This window comes from Kitasatospora sp. NPDC001095 (assembly GCF_053598615.1).
This window is the reverse complement of the sequence record NZ_JBSFKQ010000075.1, coordinates 12,029-28,948: the sequence shown is the minus strand read 5'-3', so window position 1 is coordinate 28,948 and position 16,920 is coordinate 12,029. Positions and strand designations below refer to the sequence as shown.

At 74.3% G+C, this 16,920-nt stretch carries 2 protein-coding genes; both read right to left on the bottom strand.

Features of this window, described 5'->3' with window-relative positions:
• On the bottom strand, positions 1-6,046 hold a 6,046-nt coding region (locus tag ACWDBB_RS34430; RefSeq protein ID WP_449793343.1), incomplete at its 3' end, for an SDR family NAD(P)-dependent oxidoreductase.
• Positions 6,047-6,065: 19 nt separating this feature from the next.
• Positions 6,066-16,871 carry an SDR family NAD(P)-dependent oxidoreductase gene (locus ACWDBB_RS34425; protein WP_449793342.1) on the bottom strand — a complete coding sequence of 3,602 codons (10,806 nt, stop codon included), beginning with the start codon at positions 16,869-16,871 and terminating at the stop codon, positions 6,066-6,068.
• Positions 16,872-16,920: the final 49 nt, after the last annotated feature.

Genomic DNA, 16,920 nt, shown 5'->3' with positions numbered 1-16,920 from the left:
GGGACGGCCCGTTGGGCGCGGTCAGCCCGTTGGAGGCACCGTCCTGGTTCACCGCGGAGCCACGGATGACGGCCAGCACCTGGTGCCCGTTGCGCCGGGCGTCCGAGAGCCGCTCCAGCAGCAGCATCCCGGCGCCCTCGGAGAGCGTGGTGCCGTCCGCGCCGTCGGCGAAGGACTTCGCCCGGCCGTCGGCGGCGAGATTGCGCTGCCTGCTGAAGTCCACGAACGTGTCCGCGGTGGACATCACCGAGACGCCGCCGGCCAGGGCGAGCGTGCACTCGCCGCCGCGCAGCGACTGCGCCGCCAGGTGCAGGGCCACCAGCGAGGAGGAGCAGGCGGTGTCCACCGAGAGGGTGGGACCCTCCAGGCCGAGGGTGTAGGCGACCCGGCCCGAGGCCACGCTGCCGAGGCTGCCGTTGCCCAGGTAGTCCCGCACGTCCTCCGGCGCGTTGCTGAGCCTGCTGCCGTAGTCGTGGTACATCACCCCGGCGAACACGCCGGTGGCACTGCCCCGCACCGAGTACGGGTCGATGCCGGCGCGCTCCAGCGCCTCCCAGGAGGTCTCCAGGAGCAGGCGCTGCTGCGGGTCCATCGCGATCGCCTCGCGCGGCGAGATGCCGAAGAAGTCCGGCTCGAAGTCGGCGGCGTCGTGCAGGAACCCGCCCTCGCGGGAGTACGTCCGGCCGGCCTTGCCCGGCTCCGGGTCGTAGAGTCCCTCGATGTCCCAGCCACGGTCGGCCGGGAACTGCGAGATGCCGTCACCGCCGTCCGCCAGCAGCTGCCACAGCTCCTCGGGGGTGCTGACACCACCGGGGAAGCGGCAGGCCATCGCCACGATCGCGATCGGCTCGTCGCCGGCCTGCCGCGCGCCGGCGGCGGGTTCGGGGACCGGCTCGGCGGAGCCGAAGAGTTCGGTCCTGAGGTGGCCGACCAGGGCGGTGGGGTCCGGGTAATCGAAGACCAGGGTGGCCGGCAGCCGCAGACCGACAGCCAGGCCCAGCCGGTTGCGCAGTTCCACCGCGGTCAGCGAGTCGAAGCCCCAGTCCCTGAAGGCCCGTCGCGGGTCGAGCACCATGTCCGAGTCGTGGCCGAGCACGGCGGCGACATGGGTGCGGACCAGCTCGAGGAGGGCCGTGTCGCGCTCGGCCCGTCCGAGGGCGGCCAGCTTGTCCAGCGCGCTGCCCGGTGCCGCGGGTGCCGCTGCCGCCGTGCGCCGGGCGGCCGGACGGAGCAGGCCGCGCAGCACCGGGGAGAGCGTGCCCGCCGAACGCAGCGCGGGCAGGTCCAGGCCGATCGGCACCAGCAGTGCCCGGTCCCCGGCCAACGCGAGGTCGAAGAGCGCCAGGCCCTCGGCGGTGGCGAGAGGACGCACCCCGGACCTGGCCATCCGCACCACGTCCGCCTCGCTCAGGTGGGCGGTCATCCCGGTGCGCTGCTCCCAGAAGCCCCAGGCCAGCGAGAGGCCGGGCAGGCCGAGCGCCTGGCGGTGCTGGGCCAGACCGTCGAGGAAGGCGTTGGCCGCCGCGTAGCCGGACTGGCCCGCACCGTCCACGGTGCCGGCGGCCGAGGAGAAGAGCACGAACGCCTTGAGGTCGAGACCGGCGGTGAGCTCGTGCAGATGCCAGGCCGCGTCCACCTTGGGGCGCAGCACCGCGTCCAGCCGCTCAGCGGTGAGCGCGGTGACCAAGCCGTCGTCCAGCGCGCCGGCCAGGTGCAGCACGGCGGTCAGCGGGCGGTCGACGGGGACGGTGGCGAGCAGGTCGGCGAGCTGCTCGCGGTCGGCCGCGTCGCACTTGGCCACGGTGATCTCCGCATCCAGGTCGGCGAAGTCGTCCTGGGCGACGCCGCTGCGCCCGGCCAGCAGCAGGTGACGCACACCGTGCTCGGCCACCAGGTGCCGGGCCACCAGCGCGCCCAGCACGCCGGTGCCGCCGGTGATCAGCACGGTGCCCTCGGCGTCGAGGGGGCTGACGGTGCCATCCGGTGCGCTCCTGACCAGCCGGGGCACGTGCACCTTGCCGTCGCGCACGGCGAGTTGTGGCTCGCCCGAGGCGGCGACCGCCGCCAGGGCCTGCTCGACGGTGGTGTCCTGGTCGGCGTCCACCAGGACGAACTGCTCGGGGTTCTCGCCCTGGGCGGCGCGGGTCAGGCCCCAGACGGCGGCCGCGGCGAGGTCCTGGACGCCCTCGGCGCCCACCGCCACCGCTCCCCTGGTGAGCACCACCAGGCGGGAGGCGGCGACCTTCTCGCTGTCCAGCCACTGCCGCAGGGTCTCAAGCACCTGGACGGAGACGGCCCGGGTGCCGGTGACGGGATCCTCGCCCTGCCGCACCGGCAGGACCACCAGCTCCGGTACGGTCGCCAGCTCCGCCAGGCCGCCCTCGCCGAGCACCACGTGATCGGGTGCGGGTCCCTCCACCGCGAGGACCGGCCAGTCGAGCCGGAACAGGGCGTCGGAACGGGTGGCCGCCCCGAGCGCGGCGGGGTCGGCCGCGCGGGTGGTCAGCGCGTCCACCGAGGCCACCGGGGAGCCGGTGGTATCGGCGAGCTCGACGGTCAGTGCGTCGGTGCCGGTGATCCGCAGGCGCAGCGCCCTGGCTCCCGAGGCGTACAGCGAGACGCCGTTCCAGACGAAGGGCAGCCGGGCCTGGCCCGGATCCTGGCCACCGCCGAGGTCCGCGGCGTGCAGGGCCGCGTCGAAGAGCGCCGGATGCAGGGCGAACCCCTGTTCCTCCACCGGGAGTTCGACCTCAGCGAAGACCTCCTCGCCACGCCGCCAGGCCGCCTTGAGCCCCTGGAAGGCGGGGCCGTAGTGGTAGCCCTGCTCGGCCAGCCCCTCGTACACGCCGTCCACCGGGACCGGCTGCGCACCGGCCGGGGGCCAGGCCGCCAAGTCGAAGCCGGCCTCGGCGGTGTCCGGCTCCAGCAGGCCGCTGGCGTGCCTGGTCCACTCGCCTTCGCCGCCCTCGGGGCGCGAGTGCACGGTCAGCGGGCGTCGGCCCGAGTCGTCCGGCTCGCCGAGGTGGAGCTGCAGTTGGACCGCGCCGCGCTCGGGCAGCAGCAGCGGCACCTCCAAGGTCAGTTCCGACACCCGGCCGCAGCCGACCTCGTCGCCGGCCTTGACGGCCAACTCCACGAACGCGGTACCCGGCAGCAGGACCGTGCCGCCCACCGCGTGGTCGGCCAGCCAGGGCGCGGTGGCGGTGGCGAGCCGGCCGGTGAAGAGCATGCCGCCGCCGTCGGCGACCGTGACCGAGGCGCCGAGCAACGGGTGTCCGGCGGCGACCAGACCGGCCGCCGTCACATCGCCCACCGCCTGGGAGCTGCCGAGCCAGAACCGCTCGCGCTGGAAGGCGTAGGTGGGCAGGTCCACCTTGCGCACGGGCGTCCCGGCGAAGACCGCCGCCCAGTCGAGGGCGACGCCGTGCACGTGCGCCTCGGCCAGCGATGTCAGGAAGCGCTCAGGGCCGCCCTCGTCGCGGCGCAGCGAGCCGATCCCGACGACCTCGGCGTTCAGCGCCTCCGCCGTCTCCTCCACGCTGTGCAGCAGCACCGGGTGCGGGCTGCACTCGACGAAGACGCCGTAGCCACTGTCGAGCAGCAGCCGGGTGGCGCCCTCGAAGAGCACGCTCTGGCGCAGGTTGGTGTACCAGTAGTCGGCGTCCAGGCCCGCGGTGTCGAACAGTTCGCCGGTCACCGTGGAGTAGAACGGCACGTCGACGGAGCGCGGGCTCAGCCCGGAAAGCTCCTCCAGCAGCCGCTCGCGGATCGACTCGACCTGGGCCGAGTGCGAGGCGTAGTCCACCGGCAGCCGTTTGGCCCGCACGCCCTCCGCGCGCAGCCCGGCGTGCAGCTGGTCCAAGGCGTCGGCGTCGCCGGAGACCACCACCGAGGCCGCGCCGTTGACGGCGGCCACCGAGAGCCGCCCTTCGTACTCGGCGAGCCGCGCACGGACCTGCTCCGCCGCCAGCGCCACCGACATCATGCCGCCGCGCGCGGACAGGTCGTCCGCGATGGCCAGGCTGCGCAGGGCCACCACCTTGGCGCCGTCGGCCAGCGAGAGCGCCCCGGCCACGCAGGCGGCCGCGATCTCGCCCTGCGAGTGCCCGATCACGGCGGCCGGGCGCACCCCGTAGGAGATCCACAGCTCGGCCAGCGACACCATGACCGCCCAGAGCACGGGCTGCACCACGTCCACCCGCTCCAGCGAGTCCGCGCCGCGGATGACCTCCAGCAGGTCCCAGCCCACGTGCGGGGCCAGCGCCTGGGCGCACTCGGTCATCCTGGCGGCGAACACCGGGGCCGTGTCCAGCAGTTCGGCCGCCATGCCGATCCACTGCGAGCCCTGTCCGGGGAAGACGAAGGCGATCCGGGACTCGCTCTGGCGCCCGCCCTGAACCACGCCCGCCGCGGCGCGTCCGGCGGCGAGCTCCCTCAGCCCGGCGGCCAGCGCGGAGCGGTCCGCGCCGATCACCACCGCGCGGTCACCGAGGGCGGCCCGGGAGGTGGCCAGGGTCCAGGCGAGGTCGGGCAGCGGGGCGCTGTCCAGGTGGTCGAGCAGCCGCTGCGCCTGGGCGGCCAGGCCCTGCTCACCCTTTCCGGAGAGCACCAGCGGCAGCGGTCCGGTCGGTTCGGTGGCACGCTGGGGCACTTCGGGCTCGGGCACGCTCTCGAGGATCACGTGGGCGTTGGTGCCGCTGATGCCGAAGGAGGAGACCGCGGCCCGCCGGGCCTCGCCGCGCTCGGGCCAGTCCCTGGCCTCGGTGAGCAGTTCGACCGCGCCATCGGTCCAGTCCACCTGCGGGGTGGGCTCGTCGACGTGCAGCGTCTTCGGCATCCGGCCGTGGCGCATCGCCATCACCAGCTTGATCACCCCGGCGACGCCCGCGGCCGCCTGGGTGTGGCCGATGTTCGACTTGATCGAGCCGAGCCAGAGCGGCTCACCGCCGGCGCGCTCCTGCCCGTAGGTCGCGAGCAGGGCCTGCGCCTCGATCGGGTCGCCCAGCGGGGTGCCGGTGCCGTGCGCCTCCACCAGGTGCACCTGATCGGCACTGAGCCTGGCGTTGGCCAGGGCCTGGCGGATCACCCGCTGCTGGGACGGCCCGTTGGGGGCTGTCAGGCCGTTGGAGGCGCCGTCCTGGTTGATCGCGCTGCCGCGGACCACGGCCAGCACCCGGTGCCCGTTGCGCTCGGCGTCCGACAGCCGCTCCAGCAGCACCATGCCGACGCCCTCGCCCCAGCCGGTGCCGTCCGCCGAGGCGGCGAAGGACTTGCACCGGCCGTCCAGCGAGAGCCCGCGCTGGCGGCTGAAGTCCACGAAGGTGTCCGGGGTGGACATCACGGTGACACCGCCGGCCAGCGCGTAGGCGCACTCACCGGTGCGCAGCGCCTGGACCGCCAGGTGCAGTGCGACCAGCGAGGAGGAGCAGGCGGTGTCCACGGTGACGGCGGGCCCCTCCAGGCCCAGCGTGTAGGAGACCCGGCCCGATGCGACACTGCCCAGGTTTCCGTTGCCGAGATAGCCCTCGACGCCCTCGGGCACCTCGGCCAGCCAACTGCCGTAGTCGTGGTACATCACCCCGGCGAAGATGCCGGTCCGGCTGCCGCGCAGGGTGTGCGGGTCGATGTTGGCCCGCTCGAACGCCTCCCAGGAAACCTCCAGGAGCAGGCGCTGCTGCGGGTCCATCGCGATCGCCTCGCGCGGTGAGATGCCGAAGAACGCGGCGTCGAAGCGCGGTGCGTCGTAGACGAAGCCGCCCTCACGGACGTGGGTCTTGCCCGGCGCGTCCGGGTCCGGGTCGTAGAGCCCCTCGACGTCCCAGTCGCGGTCGGCGGGGAAGTCCCCCACCGCGTCCACGCCCTGGTCGACCAGCTGCCACAACTGCTCGGGCGAGCTGACGCCGCCGGGGTAGCGGCAGCTCATCGCCACGATCGCGATCGGCTCCTGCGCCGCGGCCTCGATCCGCGTGTTCTGCTGGCGCAGTCGTTCGTTCTCCAGCAGCGACTCGCGCAGCGCCTCGACTATCTGATCGACAGATGTATCCACGGTCGGTGTCGCTCCCTGATTACTTGGCGTCGCTACGGTCGAGCGCAGTGCGGATGAGATCGGAGATGTCCATGTTCTTGATGGCCGACGTCCGGTCGGCCCCGGACTCGGCCGGTGCGCCGGGCACGGCCGGCTTCGGGTCGGCGGGGGCGGTCTCGGAGAGTTTCAGCAGCCGCTCCAGCAGACCCGACTCGCGGAGCCTGGCCACCGGGATGCCGGCCAGCAGCTCGGCCACCCGGGCGTCATCGGGCGCCTCGGCCGCCGGCTCGGTCCGCTCCGGGCGCAACCTGTCCAGCAGGTACGCGGCGAGCGCCGCCGGGGTGGCGTAGTCGAAGATCATCGTGGACGGCAGGCGCAGCCCGCTGACCGCGTTCAACTTGTTGCGCAGCTCCACCGCGGCGAGCGAGTCGAAACCCAACTCGCTGAAGGCACGCCTGGGTTGGACGGATGCCGGACCGTCGTGCCCGAGCACGGCGGCCACCTGCGAGCGAACCGCCTCCAGCACCGCGTGCTCGTGGTCGGCGGCCGGCAACGTGCTCAGGCGCTGGGCCAGCGAGGCCGCACCGCTGGAACCGCCGGCGCCGGTGGCCGCGTCCCGGCGGACGGTGGGCCGCACCAGAGCGCGCAGCACGGCGGGGAGGGCCTCGCTGCGCTCGCGCAGCGCCGCCAGGTCCAGACGCGCCGGCACCAGGGTGGCACGCTCGGCGCGCAGGGCTGCGTCGAACAGGGCCAGCCCCTCGGCCGGGTCCAGCGCGCCGATGCCGGAACGCTCGATCCGCTCCAGGTCGGCCTCGGCGAGCTGGCCGCCCATCCCGCCGGCTCCCGCCCACAGGCCCCAGGCCAGTGCGGTGGCCGGCAGGCCGGCCGCGACCCGGTGCTCGGCCAGCGCGTCCAGGAAGACGTTGGCGGCCGCGTAGTTGCCCTGCCCGGTGGCGTCCAGGGTTCCGGCCGCCGAGGAGAACAGGACGAACCTGCTGATCTCCCGCTCCAGGGTCAACTCGTGCAGATGCCAGGCACCGTCGACCTTCGGCCGCAGCACCGGGTCGATCCGCTCGGGGGTCAGCGAGCCGATCAGGGCGTCGTCCAGGACACCCGCGGTGTGCACGACGCTTCGCACCGGGTGCTCGGCGAGCAGCCCGGCCAGCGCCGCCCGGTCGGCGACGTCGCAGGCCACCACCGCCACCTGGGCGCCCAGTTCGGTCAGCTCAGCCTTCAGCTCCCGTGCCTCGGGCGCCTGCAGGCCCCGGCGTCCGGCCAGCACCAGGCTGGTGACCGCGTGCTGCCGCACCAGGTGCCTGGCCACCAGCGCGCCCAGGCCGCCGGTGCCGCCGGTGATCAGCACGGTGCCCCAGTCGGGGCCGTCCTGGTCGGCCTGCGGCAGCTGGACCCTGGCCAGACGCGGCACCAGGATCGCGCCCTCGCGCAGCACCAGTTCGGGCTCGCCCGAGTCGAGGGCGGCGGCCAGCAGCGGCAGCGTGAGCGGGTCCTCCCCCAGGCCCGCGGAGTCCACCAGGACGATCCGGCCCGGGTCCTCGGCCTGCGCCGCGCGGACCAGGCCGCGCACGGCGGCATCCGCCAGGCCCTGGGCGGTCAGCACCACCAGCGTCGCCTTGGCGTACCGGTCCTCGCGCAGCCACTCCTGGACGGGGCCGAGCACGGTGTGCAGGGCGGAGCGCACTGCCGTCGGCACCTGGTCGCCGGCAACCGTCGGCACCGGCAGCAGCACCACGTCCGGGATGGCGTCGCCGAGCGCGGTCAGGTCCGGGTGGACGGGCACGTCGAGGCCGAGGTCGCCGGTACCGAGCACCGCGAACTGCCGGTTGCCCACGCCCTGGGCGGTCAGCTCAGGGCGGGGCGTCAGCTCCACAGTGAACAGCGAATCCTGCTGGGGGCCGAGTTGGCCGGCCGCCACCGGCCGGGTCACGAAGGAGGAGACCGAGGCCAGAGGGGTTCCGGCGCCGTCGGCCAGCTCGATCCGGATGCCGTCGCCGTCCTGGCGGGTCAGCCGCACCCGGGCCACCGAGGCGCCGCCGGTGTGCAGTTCCACCCCGTTCCAGGCGAACGGGAGCAGCACCTTGCCCTCCGCCGGTGCTTCCTCACCCTCCTCGTCCAGCAGGGCGGTGGCGTGCAGGGCGGCGTCCAGCAGCGCGGGGTGCAGGCCGAAGCGGGCGGCGTCGGGCCGTTCGGCGGCGGGGAGTTCGAGCTCGGTGAAGACCTCCTCGCCGCGCCGCCAGGCGGCCTTGACGCCCTGGAAGAGCGGGCCGTACTCGTAGCCCTCGGCGCGCATCCGCTCGTAGAGGCCGGTGACGTCGACCTCGGTCGCGCCGGCCGGCGGCCACTGGGTGAACGGCTCCGGGCGGGCGGTGCCTCGCTCCGCGAGCAGGCCGGTGGCGTTGACGGTCCAGCCGGCCTCCTCGGATCCCGCCGGGCGGGAGAAGATCTGCACGGCTCCGCCGCGCCCGGCCACGACCTGGAGCTGCACGGCGGTCGACTCCGGCAGCAGCAGCGGCGCCTGGAGCGTGAGCTCCTCCAGGACCGGCAGGCCGAGCAGGTCGCCGGCCCGAATCGCCAGATCGACCAGCGCGGTTCCCGGCAGCAGGACCGTGCCGAGGACGGCGTGCTCGGCGAGCATCGGGTGGGTGGCTCGCGACACCCGCCCGGTCAGCACCACCTCGTCGGAGGCGGCCAGCCGGATCTCGGCACCGACCAGCGGGTGGTCCACCGGCGCCTGGCCCAGGCTGCCCGCGTCGCCCTTGGCGGCCGGGGCGTCCAGCCAGAACCGCCGATGCTGGAAGGCGTAGGTCGGCAGCTCGACCGCCCGAGCGGTGTAGTCGCCGTAGACCGAGGGCCAGTTCAGCGCGGCGCCGCGGGTGTGCGCCAGCGCGAGGGCGCCCAGCAGCTCCGCCACCTCGGGCTTGTTCTTGCGGGCGACCGAGGCGAAGACCGCCTGCGCGTCGTCGGCCACGCACTCCGGGCCCAGCGCGCTCAGCACGGCGTCCGGGCCCAGCTCCAGGAAGGTGGTGACCCCCTGGTCGGCCAGCGCGGCGATGCCGTCGGCGAAGCGCACGCTCTCCCTGACATGCCTGACCCAGTACTCGGGCGTGCACAGCTCCGCCGGGCTCGCCGGCCGGCCGGTCAGGGTGGAGACGATCGGGATGCTCGGCTCGGCGTAGTCGAGTTCGGCCAGCACCGCGCCGAACTCGGCCAGCATGCCGTCCATCCGGGGCGAGTGGAAGGCGTGCGAGACGGTCAGCCGCTTGGACCGCTCGAAGCGGGCCGCCAGTTCCAGCACCGCCTCGGTGTCACCGGAGACCACCACGGAGCGCGGTCCGTTGACCGCCGCGATGCCGACCCGCTCGTCCAGCAGCGGCAGCACCTCGGCCTCACTCGCCCGCACCGCGACCATCGCGCCGCCCTCGGGCAGCGCCTGCATCAGCCGGCCCCGGGCACCGACCGCCTTCGCCGCGTCCGCCAGCGACCAGACGCCGCTGACGTGCGCCGCGGCCAGCTCGCCGATCGAGTGGCCCGCCAGGAAGTCCGGGCGCAGGCCGAACGACTCCAGCAGCCGGAAGAGCGCCACCTCGGTGGCGAAGAGCGCGGCCTGGGTGTAGGCCGTCTGGCCCAGCAGCTCGGCGTCCGCGCCGAAGACCACCTCGGCCAGCGGGCGGTCGAGTGCCGGGTCCAGGTGGGCGGCGACGCGGTCGAAGTGCTCGGCGAAGACCGGGAAGGTCTCGTACCACTGGCGTCCCATGCCGGGGCGCTGCGAGCCCTGGCCGGAGAAGAGGAACGCCAGGCCGCCCTCGTCGACCGTGCCGGTGACCAGCCCGGGTGCGCCCGTACCGGCACTCAACGCCGCCAGGGCGGCGTCGAGTTCGGCGCGCTCCGAGGCCAGCACCACCGCGCGGTACGGGTGCGCGCTGCGAGTGGTGGCCAGCGCGAGGCCCAGGTCGGCCAGGGCGAGCTCGCCGGTGCCGGCCAGCCGCTCGGCCTGGGCGCCCAGTGCCTCGGGGCTGCGGGCCGAGATCGGCAGCGCCACCAGGGTGGGCGGGGTGCCGGTGGCCGGGGAGTCCTCGCCGAGCTGCGCCTCTTCGAGGATCACGTGCGCGTTGGTGCCGCTGATGCCGAAGGAGGAGACGGCGGCACGGCGCGGGCCGCCCTCGCTCTGCCAGGGCCGGGACTCGGTGAGCAGCTCGACGGCGCCCGCCGTCCAGTCCACCTGGTCCGAGGGTGCGTCCACGTGCAGGGTCTTGGGCAGCACGCCGTGGCGCATCGCCTGCACCATCTTGATCACCCCGGCCACGCCGGCGGCGGCCTGGGTGTGGCCGAAGTTCGACTTGATCGAGCCCAGCCAGAGCGGCCGGTCCGCCGAGTGCTCCTGGCCGTACGTCGCGAGCAGGGCCTGCGCCTCGATCGGGTCGCCCAGCGTGGTGCCGGTACCGTGTGCCTCCACCACGTCGACCTCCGCCGCCGACAGCCCGGCACTGGCCAGGGCCTGGCGGATCACCCGCTGCTGGGAGGGGCCGTTGGGGGCGGTCAGGCCGTTGGAGGCACCGTCCTGGTTGATCGCGCTGCCCCGCAGCACGGCGAGCACCCGGTGCCCGTTGCGCTCGGCGTCCGACAGGCGCTCCAGCACCAGCATGCCGACGCCCTCACCCCAGCCGGTGCCGTCCGCCGCGGCCGCGAAGGACTTGCAGCGCCCGTCGCCGGCCTGGCCGCGCTGGCGGCTGAAGTCGATGAAGGTGTCGGGGGTGGACATCACGGTGACACCGCCGGCCAGCGCGAGCGTGCACTCACCGCCACGCAGCGCCTGCGCGGCCAGGTGCAGGGTGACCAGCGAGGAGGAGCAGGCGGTGTCGACGGTGACCGCCGGTCCTTCGAGTCCGAGTGCGTAGGCGACACGACCGGAGACCACGCTGCCGAGGGTGCCGTTGCCGAAGTAGGCGGCCACCTCCTCGGGGGCGTCGGTGAGCCAGCTGCCGTAGTCGTGGTACATCACCCCGGCGAACACCCCGGTCGCGGTCCCGCGGACCGTCGCCGGATCGATGCCCGCGCGTTCGAAGGCCTCCCAGGAGACCTCAAGGAGCAGGCGCTGCTGCGGGTCCATCGCGACCGCTTCGCGCGGGCTGATGCCGAAGAAGTCGGCGTCGAACTCCGCCGCCCGGTAGAGGAATCCACCCTCGCGGGAGTAGGTCTTGCCAGGCGCGCCCGGCTCCGGGTCGAAGATCGTCTCGGTGTCCCACCCCCGGTCGGTGGGGAAGTCCGCGATGGTGTCGACGCCGTCGGCAACCAGGCGCCACAGGTCCTCAGGCGACTCTACGCCGCCGGGGTAGCGGCAGCTCATCCCGACGATCACGATCGGGTCTTCCCCGGCCTGACGGCTGGTGGCCGCCCCCGCGGCCAGGCCGACGGGCGCGGCCGGCGCTGTGGGCTCGCTGCCGAACAGGGTGTCGCGGATGTGCTCGGCCAGCGTCTTCGGTGACGGGTAGTCGAAGACCAGGGTGGCTGGCAGCCGCAGCCCGGTCGCCGAGTTGAGCCGGTTGCGCAGCTCCACGGCGGCCAGCGAGTCGAAGCCGATCTCGGTGAACGCCCGGGTCGGGCTGATCGCCGCCGCACTCTCGTGCCGCAGCACGGCGGCCACCTCGGTGCGGACCAGCTCCAGCAGCGTGCGGTCCCGCTCGGCGGCGGGCAGTGCGCTCAGCGCGCTGTCGGCGGCCAGGTCGCGGGTACCACGGGCAGCCGACGCCCGACGGTTGGCCGGCCGCACCAGGCCGCTGAGCAGCGCGGGGATGCCGTCCGCGCGGTCGCGCACGGCGGCGGCGTCCACCTCGACGGGGACCACCCTGGCTTCGCCGGTGCGCACGGCGGCGTCGAACAGGCGCAGCGAGTGCGCCGCATCCAGTCCGGGCAGTCCGTAGCGGGCGATCCGGGCCAGTGTCGCCTCGTCGAGCGCGGCGCCCATACCGACCTCGCCCGTCCACAGGCCCCAGGCGAGGGCGGTGGCGGGCAGGCCCAGCGAGGCGCGGTGCTCGGCCAGAGCGTCCAGGAACGCGTTGGCCGCCGCGTAGTTGCCCTGACCGGCGCCGTCGAGGATGGCGGCGAGCGAGGAGAACAGCACGAAGGCCTTCAGGTCGAGCTCGGCGGTGAGCTCGTGCAGGTGGCAGGCACCGTCCACCTTGGCCCGGAACACCTCCTCCAGCGTCTCCTCGGTGAGCGAGCCGATCACTCCGTCGCGCACCGTGCCGGCGGCGTGGATCACCGAGTCGACCGGGTGGGCGGCCAGCAACGCGGCCACCGAGGCGCGGTCGCTCACGTCGCAGGCGACCACGGCCACATCGGCACCCAACTCCTTCAGTTCGGCCTCGATTTCGGGCGCCGAGCCGCGGCGTCCGGCCAGCACCAGGCTGCGCACACCGTGCTCGGTGACCAGGTGCCGGGCCAGCAGCCCGCCCAGGCCGCCGGTACCGCCGGTGATCAGGACGCTCCCCCACTGGGGCTTCGGGTTCGCCGCCGAGGGCAGGACGGCCAGCCGGGGGGCTTTGAACTCACCGCTCAGCAGTGACAGTTCGGGCTCGCCGGTGGCCAGAGCGGCGGTCAACTCGGCATCGGTGGGCAGGTCGGCGTGCTCGATCAGAACGAAGCGCCCGGGGTTCTCCGCCTGCGCCGAGCGCACCAGGCCGCGGATCGGCGCCTGGGCGAGTGCGGGCGAAGTGACCACCACCAGCGTGGAGTCGGCGAAGCGGTCCTCGGCCAGCCAGGCCTTGAGGACCCGCAGCACCCGGGCGGTGGCGTTCCTGGCCGCGAGCGGCAGGGCCTCGGCCCCGGCCACCGCGTGCAGCACGACTGCCTGCGGCAGCGGGTCGGCGAGCCCGGTCAGCTCGGCCAGGTCAGCGAGGTCGCCCTCCAGCGCCGCAATCCGCAGCAGCTCCGGCTCACTCGGCACGCCCAGCGGCAACTGCCGTACCGCATAGAGGACTTCGTCGTCCGACACCGGGCGGGAGACCAGACCCCGCACGGTGGCCAGCGGCACACCGGTGGCGTCGGCGAAGTCGAGCGCGAGGGTGTCCTTGCCCGGGTGGGAGATCCGCACCCGCACCGAGGCGGCACCGGCGGCGTGCAGCGACACTCCGGTCCAGGCGAACGGTACCAGCACCTCTGCGCGGGGCTCGGCACCCAGGTCCGCGGCATGCAGGGCGGCGTCCAGCAGCGCCGGGTGCACGCCGAACTCGCTTGCCTCAGAAGTGAGTTCGACGGGCAGTGCGACCTCGGCGAAGACCTCGCCGCCCTGCCGCCAGGCCGCCCGCAGCCCCTGGAAGGCCGGGCCGTAGCCGTAGCCCTGGGCCGCCAGGGTCTCGTAGACACCCGCGAGGTCGACCTCCTCGGCACCCTGCGGCGGCCAGCTGTCCAGCGGCTGCGGCAGCGGCTCGGCGGCGGGTGCCAGCACACCACTGGCATGCTGGGTCCACTGCCCGGCGTCCGCGCCGTCCGCCCTGGAGTGGATGGTCAGCTGTCGGCGCCCGCTCTCGTCCGGCTCGCCCACCGCGACCTGGATGCCCACGCCGCCCTCGGCCGGCAGAACCAGCGGGGCGCCCAGGGTGAGTTCCTCGATCGCGCCCGCGCCCACGTGGTCGCCCGCACGCACGGCCAGCTCCACGAAGGCGGTGCCGGGGAAAAGCACCCGTCCGGCGATGACGTGGTCGCCCAGCCAGGGCCGGGCCCGCAACGAGAGGTGTCCGGTCAGCACCACGCCGTCCGCGCCGACGGCCACCACCGCACTCAACAGCGGGTGGCTGGCGGGAAGTTGGCCGAGGTCGGTGAGGTCGGCCCGGGCCGATCCCGGCTCCAGCCAGAACCGCTTGCGCTGGAAGGGGTAGTGCGGCAGGTCGATCCGGCGCCCGTCGCGACCGGCGTGGAAGCGGGCCCAGTCCACCCGAACACCGGCGCAGTAGGCCGCCGCCAGGGCCAGCACGGCCTGCCGCGGCTCGGGGTGCTCGCGGCGCAGCAACGGGGCGAAGACCGCCGCGGAGTCCTCCAGGCACTCCTGGCCCATGGCGCAGAGCACGCCGTCCGGGCCGATCTCCAGGAAGGTGTCGACCCCGGCGCCGGCCAACCAGCCCATGGCGTCAGCGAACCGCACCTGCGCGGCCACGTGCTCGACCCAGTACTCGGGCGTCGCCAACTGCTCGGTGCACAGCTCGCCGGTGACCGTGGAGACGATCGGGATCTTCGGCGCGGCGTACTTCAGGACCTTGGCGATCCGGCGGAACTCGGTAAGCATCGGCTCCATCAGCGGCGAGTGGAAGGCGTGGCTCACCCGCAGCCGCTTGGTCCGGTGCCCTGCCGCGGCCAGCTCCCCGGCGATCCGCAGCACCTCCTGCTCGGCGCCGGAGAGCACCACCGCGCGGGGGCCGTTGACCGCCGCGATGCCGACCTGGCCGGTGAGCAGCGGCGCCACCTCGGCCTCGGCGGCCTGCACCGCGACCATCGCGCCGCCCGCCGGCAGCGCCTGCATCAGCCGGCCGCGCGCGGCCACCAGGATGGCGGCGTCCTCCAGCGTGAGGACCCCTGCCACGTGCGCGGCGGCCAGCTCGCCGATGGAGTGCCCGGCCAGGTAGTCGGGGCGCAGGCCCCAGCTCTCGGCCAGCCGGAACAGGGCGACCTCTATCGCGAACAGCGCCGGCTGGGCGTACTCGGTGCGGTCCAGCAGCGCGGCCTCGGCCGAGCCCTCGGCCGCGAACAGCACCTCGGTGAGCGGCAGCTCCAGCTGGAGGTCCAGGTAGCCGCAGGCCTCCTCCAGGGCGTCGGCGAACACCGGGAAGACGGGGAGCAGTTCACGCCCCATCGCCAGGCGCTGGCTGCCCTGGCCGGTGAAGAGGAAGGCGAGCTTGCCGGGGCCGGCGACGCCCGTGGGAGTCGCACCGGAGGCGATCGCGCTCAGGGCGGCGCGCAGCTCCCCGCGGTCCTCTGCGACGACCGCGGCGCGGTTCGTCAGACCGGCCCGGGTCGTGGCCAGCGAGTAGGACAGGTCGGCGAGTCGGACCTCGTCGCGGTCCAACAGCGGGAGCAGGTCCGCGGCCCGTTCCCGCAGGGCCTGCTCGCCGCGCGCCGACAGGACGTAGGGCAGCACACCGGAGTCGGCGGGACCGGGGGGGCCGGTGGGGTCGGCGACGGGCTCCTCGGCCTGGGCGTCGTGTTCCAGCAGGACGTGCGCGTTGGTGCCGCTGACGCCGAAGGAGGAGACACCGGCACGGCGCGGCGCTCCGGTCCGCGGCCACGGCCGGCCCTCGGTGAGCAGTTCGACCGCGCCGGCCGACCAGTTGACATGCGGGCTCGGGGCGTCGATGTGCAGGCTCTTCGGCAGGTAGCCGTTGCGCATGCTCAGCACCATCTTGATCACGCCGGCCACGCCGGCGGCCCCCTGGGTGTGGCCCAGGTTCGACTTGGCCGAGCCGATCAGCAGCGGTGCGTCCCCGGGCCGGTCCTGCCCGTAGGTGGCGATCAGCGCGCTCGCCTCGATCGGGTCGCCGAGCGTGGTGCCGGTGCCGTGTGCGTCGACGGCGTCCACCTCGGCGGCCCGCAGACCGGCGTTGGCCAGGGCCTGGCGGATCAGCCGCTGCTGCGAGGTGCCGCTGGGTGCGGTGAGCCCGTTGCTGGCGCCGTCCTGGTTGACCGCCGAGCCGCGCACCACGGCCAGCACCTGGTGGTTGTTGCGCCGCGCCTCGGACAGCCGCTCCAGGACCAGGACGCCGACGCCCTCGGCGAAGCCCGTACCGTCGGCCGCGGCCGCGAAGGCCTTGCACCGGCCGTCGGGGGCCAGGCCGCGCTGCCGGCTGAAGGCGGTGAAGACGCCGGGTCCGCCCATCACCGCGACGCCGCCGGCCAGCGCCAGCGAGGACTCGCCCGCGCGCAGCGACTGGCAGGCCAGGTGGATCGCGACCAGCGAGGCCGAGCAGGCGGTGTCCACGGTGACCGCGGGGCCGACCGCGCCGAGCACATAGGCCACCCGCCCGGAGATGACGCTGGGCGCGTTGCCGGTCATCAGGTAGGCGTCGAGGCCGTCGGGGGCCTCGTGCAGCCGCGGGCCGTACTCCTGCACCTCAGCACCGAAGAACATCCCGGCCTCGGTGCCGCGCAGCGCCAGCGGGTCGACACCGGCGTGCTCCAGGGCCTGCCAGGCGGTCTCCAGGACCAGTCGCTGCTGCGGGTCCATGGCCAGCGCCTCGCGCGGGCTGATGCCGAAGAAGTCGGCGTCGAACTCGGTCGCCGTGTCGAGGAATCCGCCGCTCCTGACATAGCTGCTGCCGGGGGTCTCGGGGTCCTCGTCGAACATCCGCTCAAGGTCCCAGCCGCGGTCCTTCGGGAAGTCCGAGAGCACCTCGCCGCCGTCGAGCAGCAGCTGCCACAGGTCCTCCGGCGAGTCCACCCCGCCCGCGAACCGGCAGCCGATGCCCACGATCGCGATCGGCTCGTCCGCCGCACCGAGGTTGGCGGTCGGGGCCGGTTCCGGGGTGACGGCGCCGAGCGCCGCGGCGAGCAGCCGATCGACCAGCGCGACCGGGGTCGGGCACTCGTAGACCACGGTGACCGGCAGGTCGAGACCGGTGGCCGCGACCAGGCGGGCCTGAAGGTCGACCGAGGCCAGCGAGTCGAAGCCGAGCTCGGTGAAGGCACGCGCGGTGTCCAAGGTCTCGGCCGCCTCCGGGCGTGCGGCCTTCAGCGCCGCGACCGCCGCGCTGCTCACGAGGTCGAGAACCAACCTCCGGTGCTCCGACGGCGCGGCAGCGGCCAGCAGCCGGGCCAACACTGAATCGGAACTGGACTCATTCATCCGCGCATCTCCCACATCCGGCCAAGACCGTTTAGCAAACGAACAGTTA

Coding starts and splice junctions, on each gene's coding strand:
- ACWDBB_RS34425 (WP_449793342.1), bottom strand. CDS start 16,871: ATGAATGAGTCCAGTTCCGATTCAGTGTTGGCCCGGCTGCTGGCCGCT.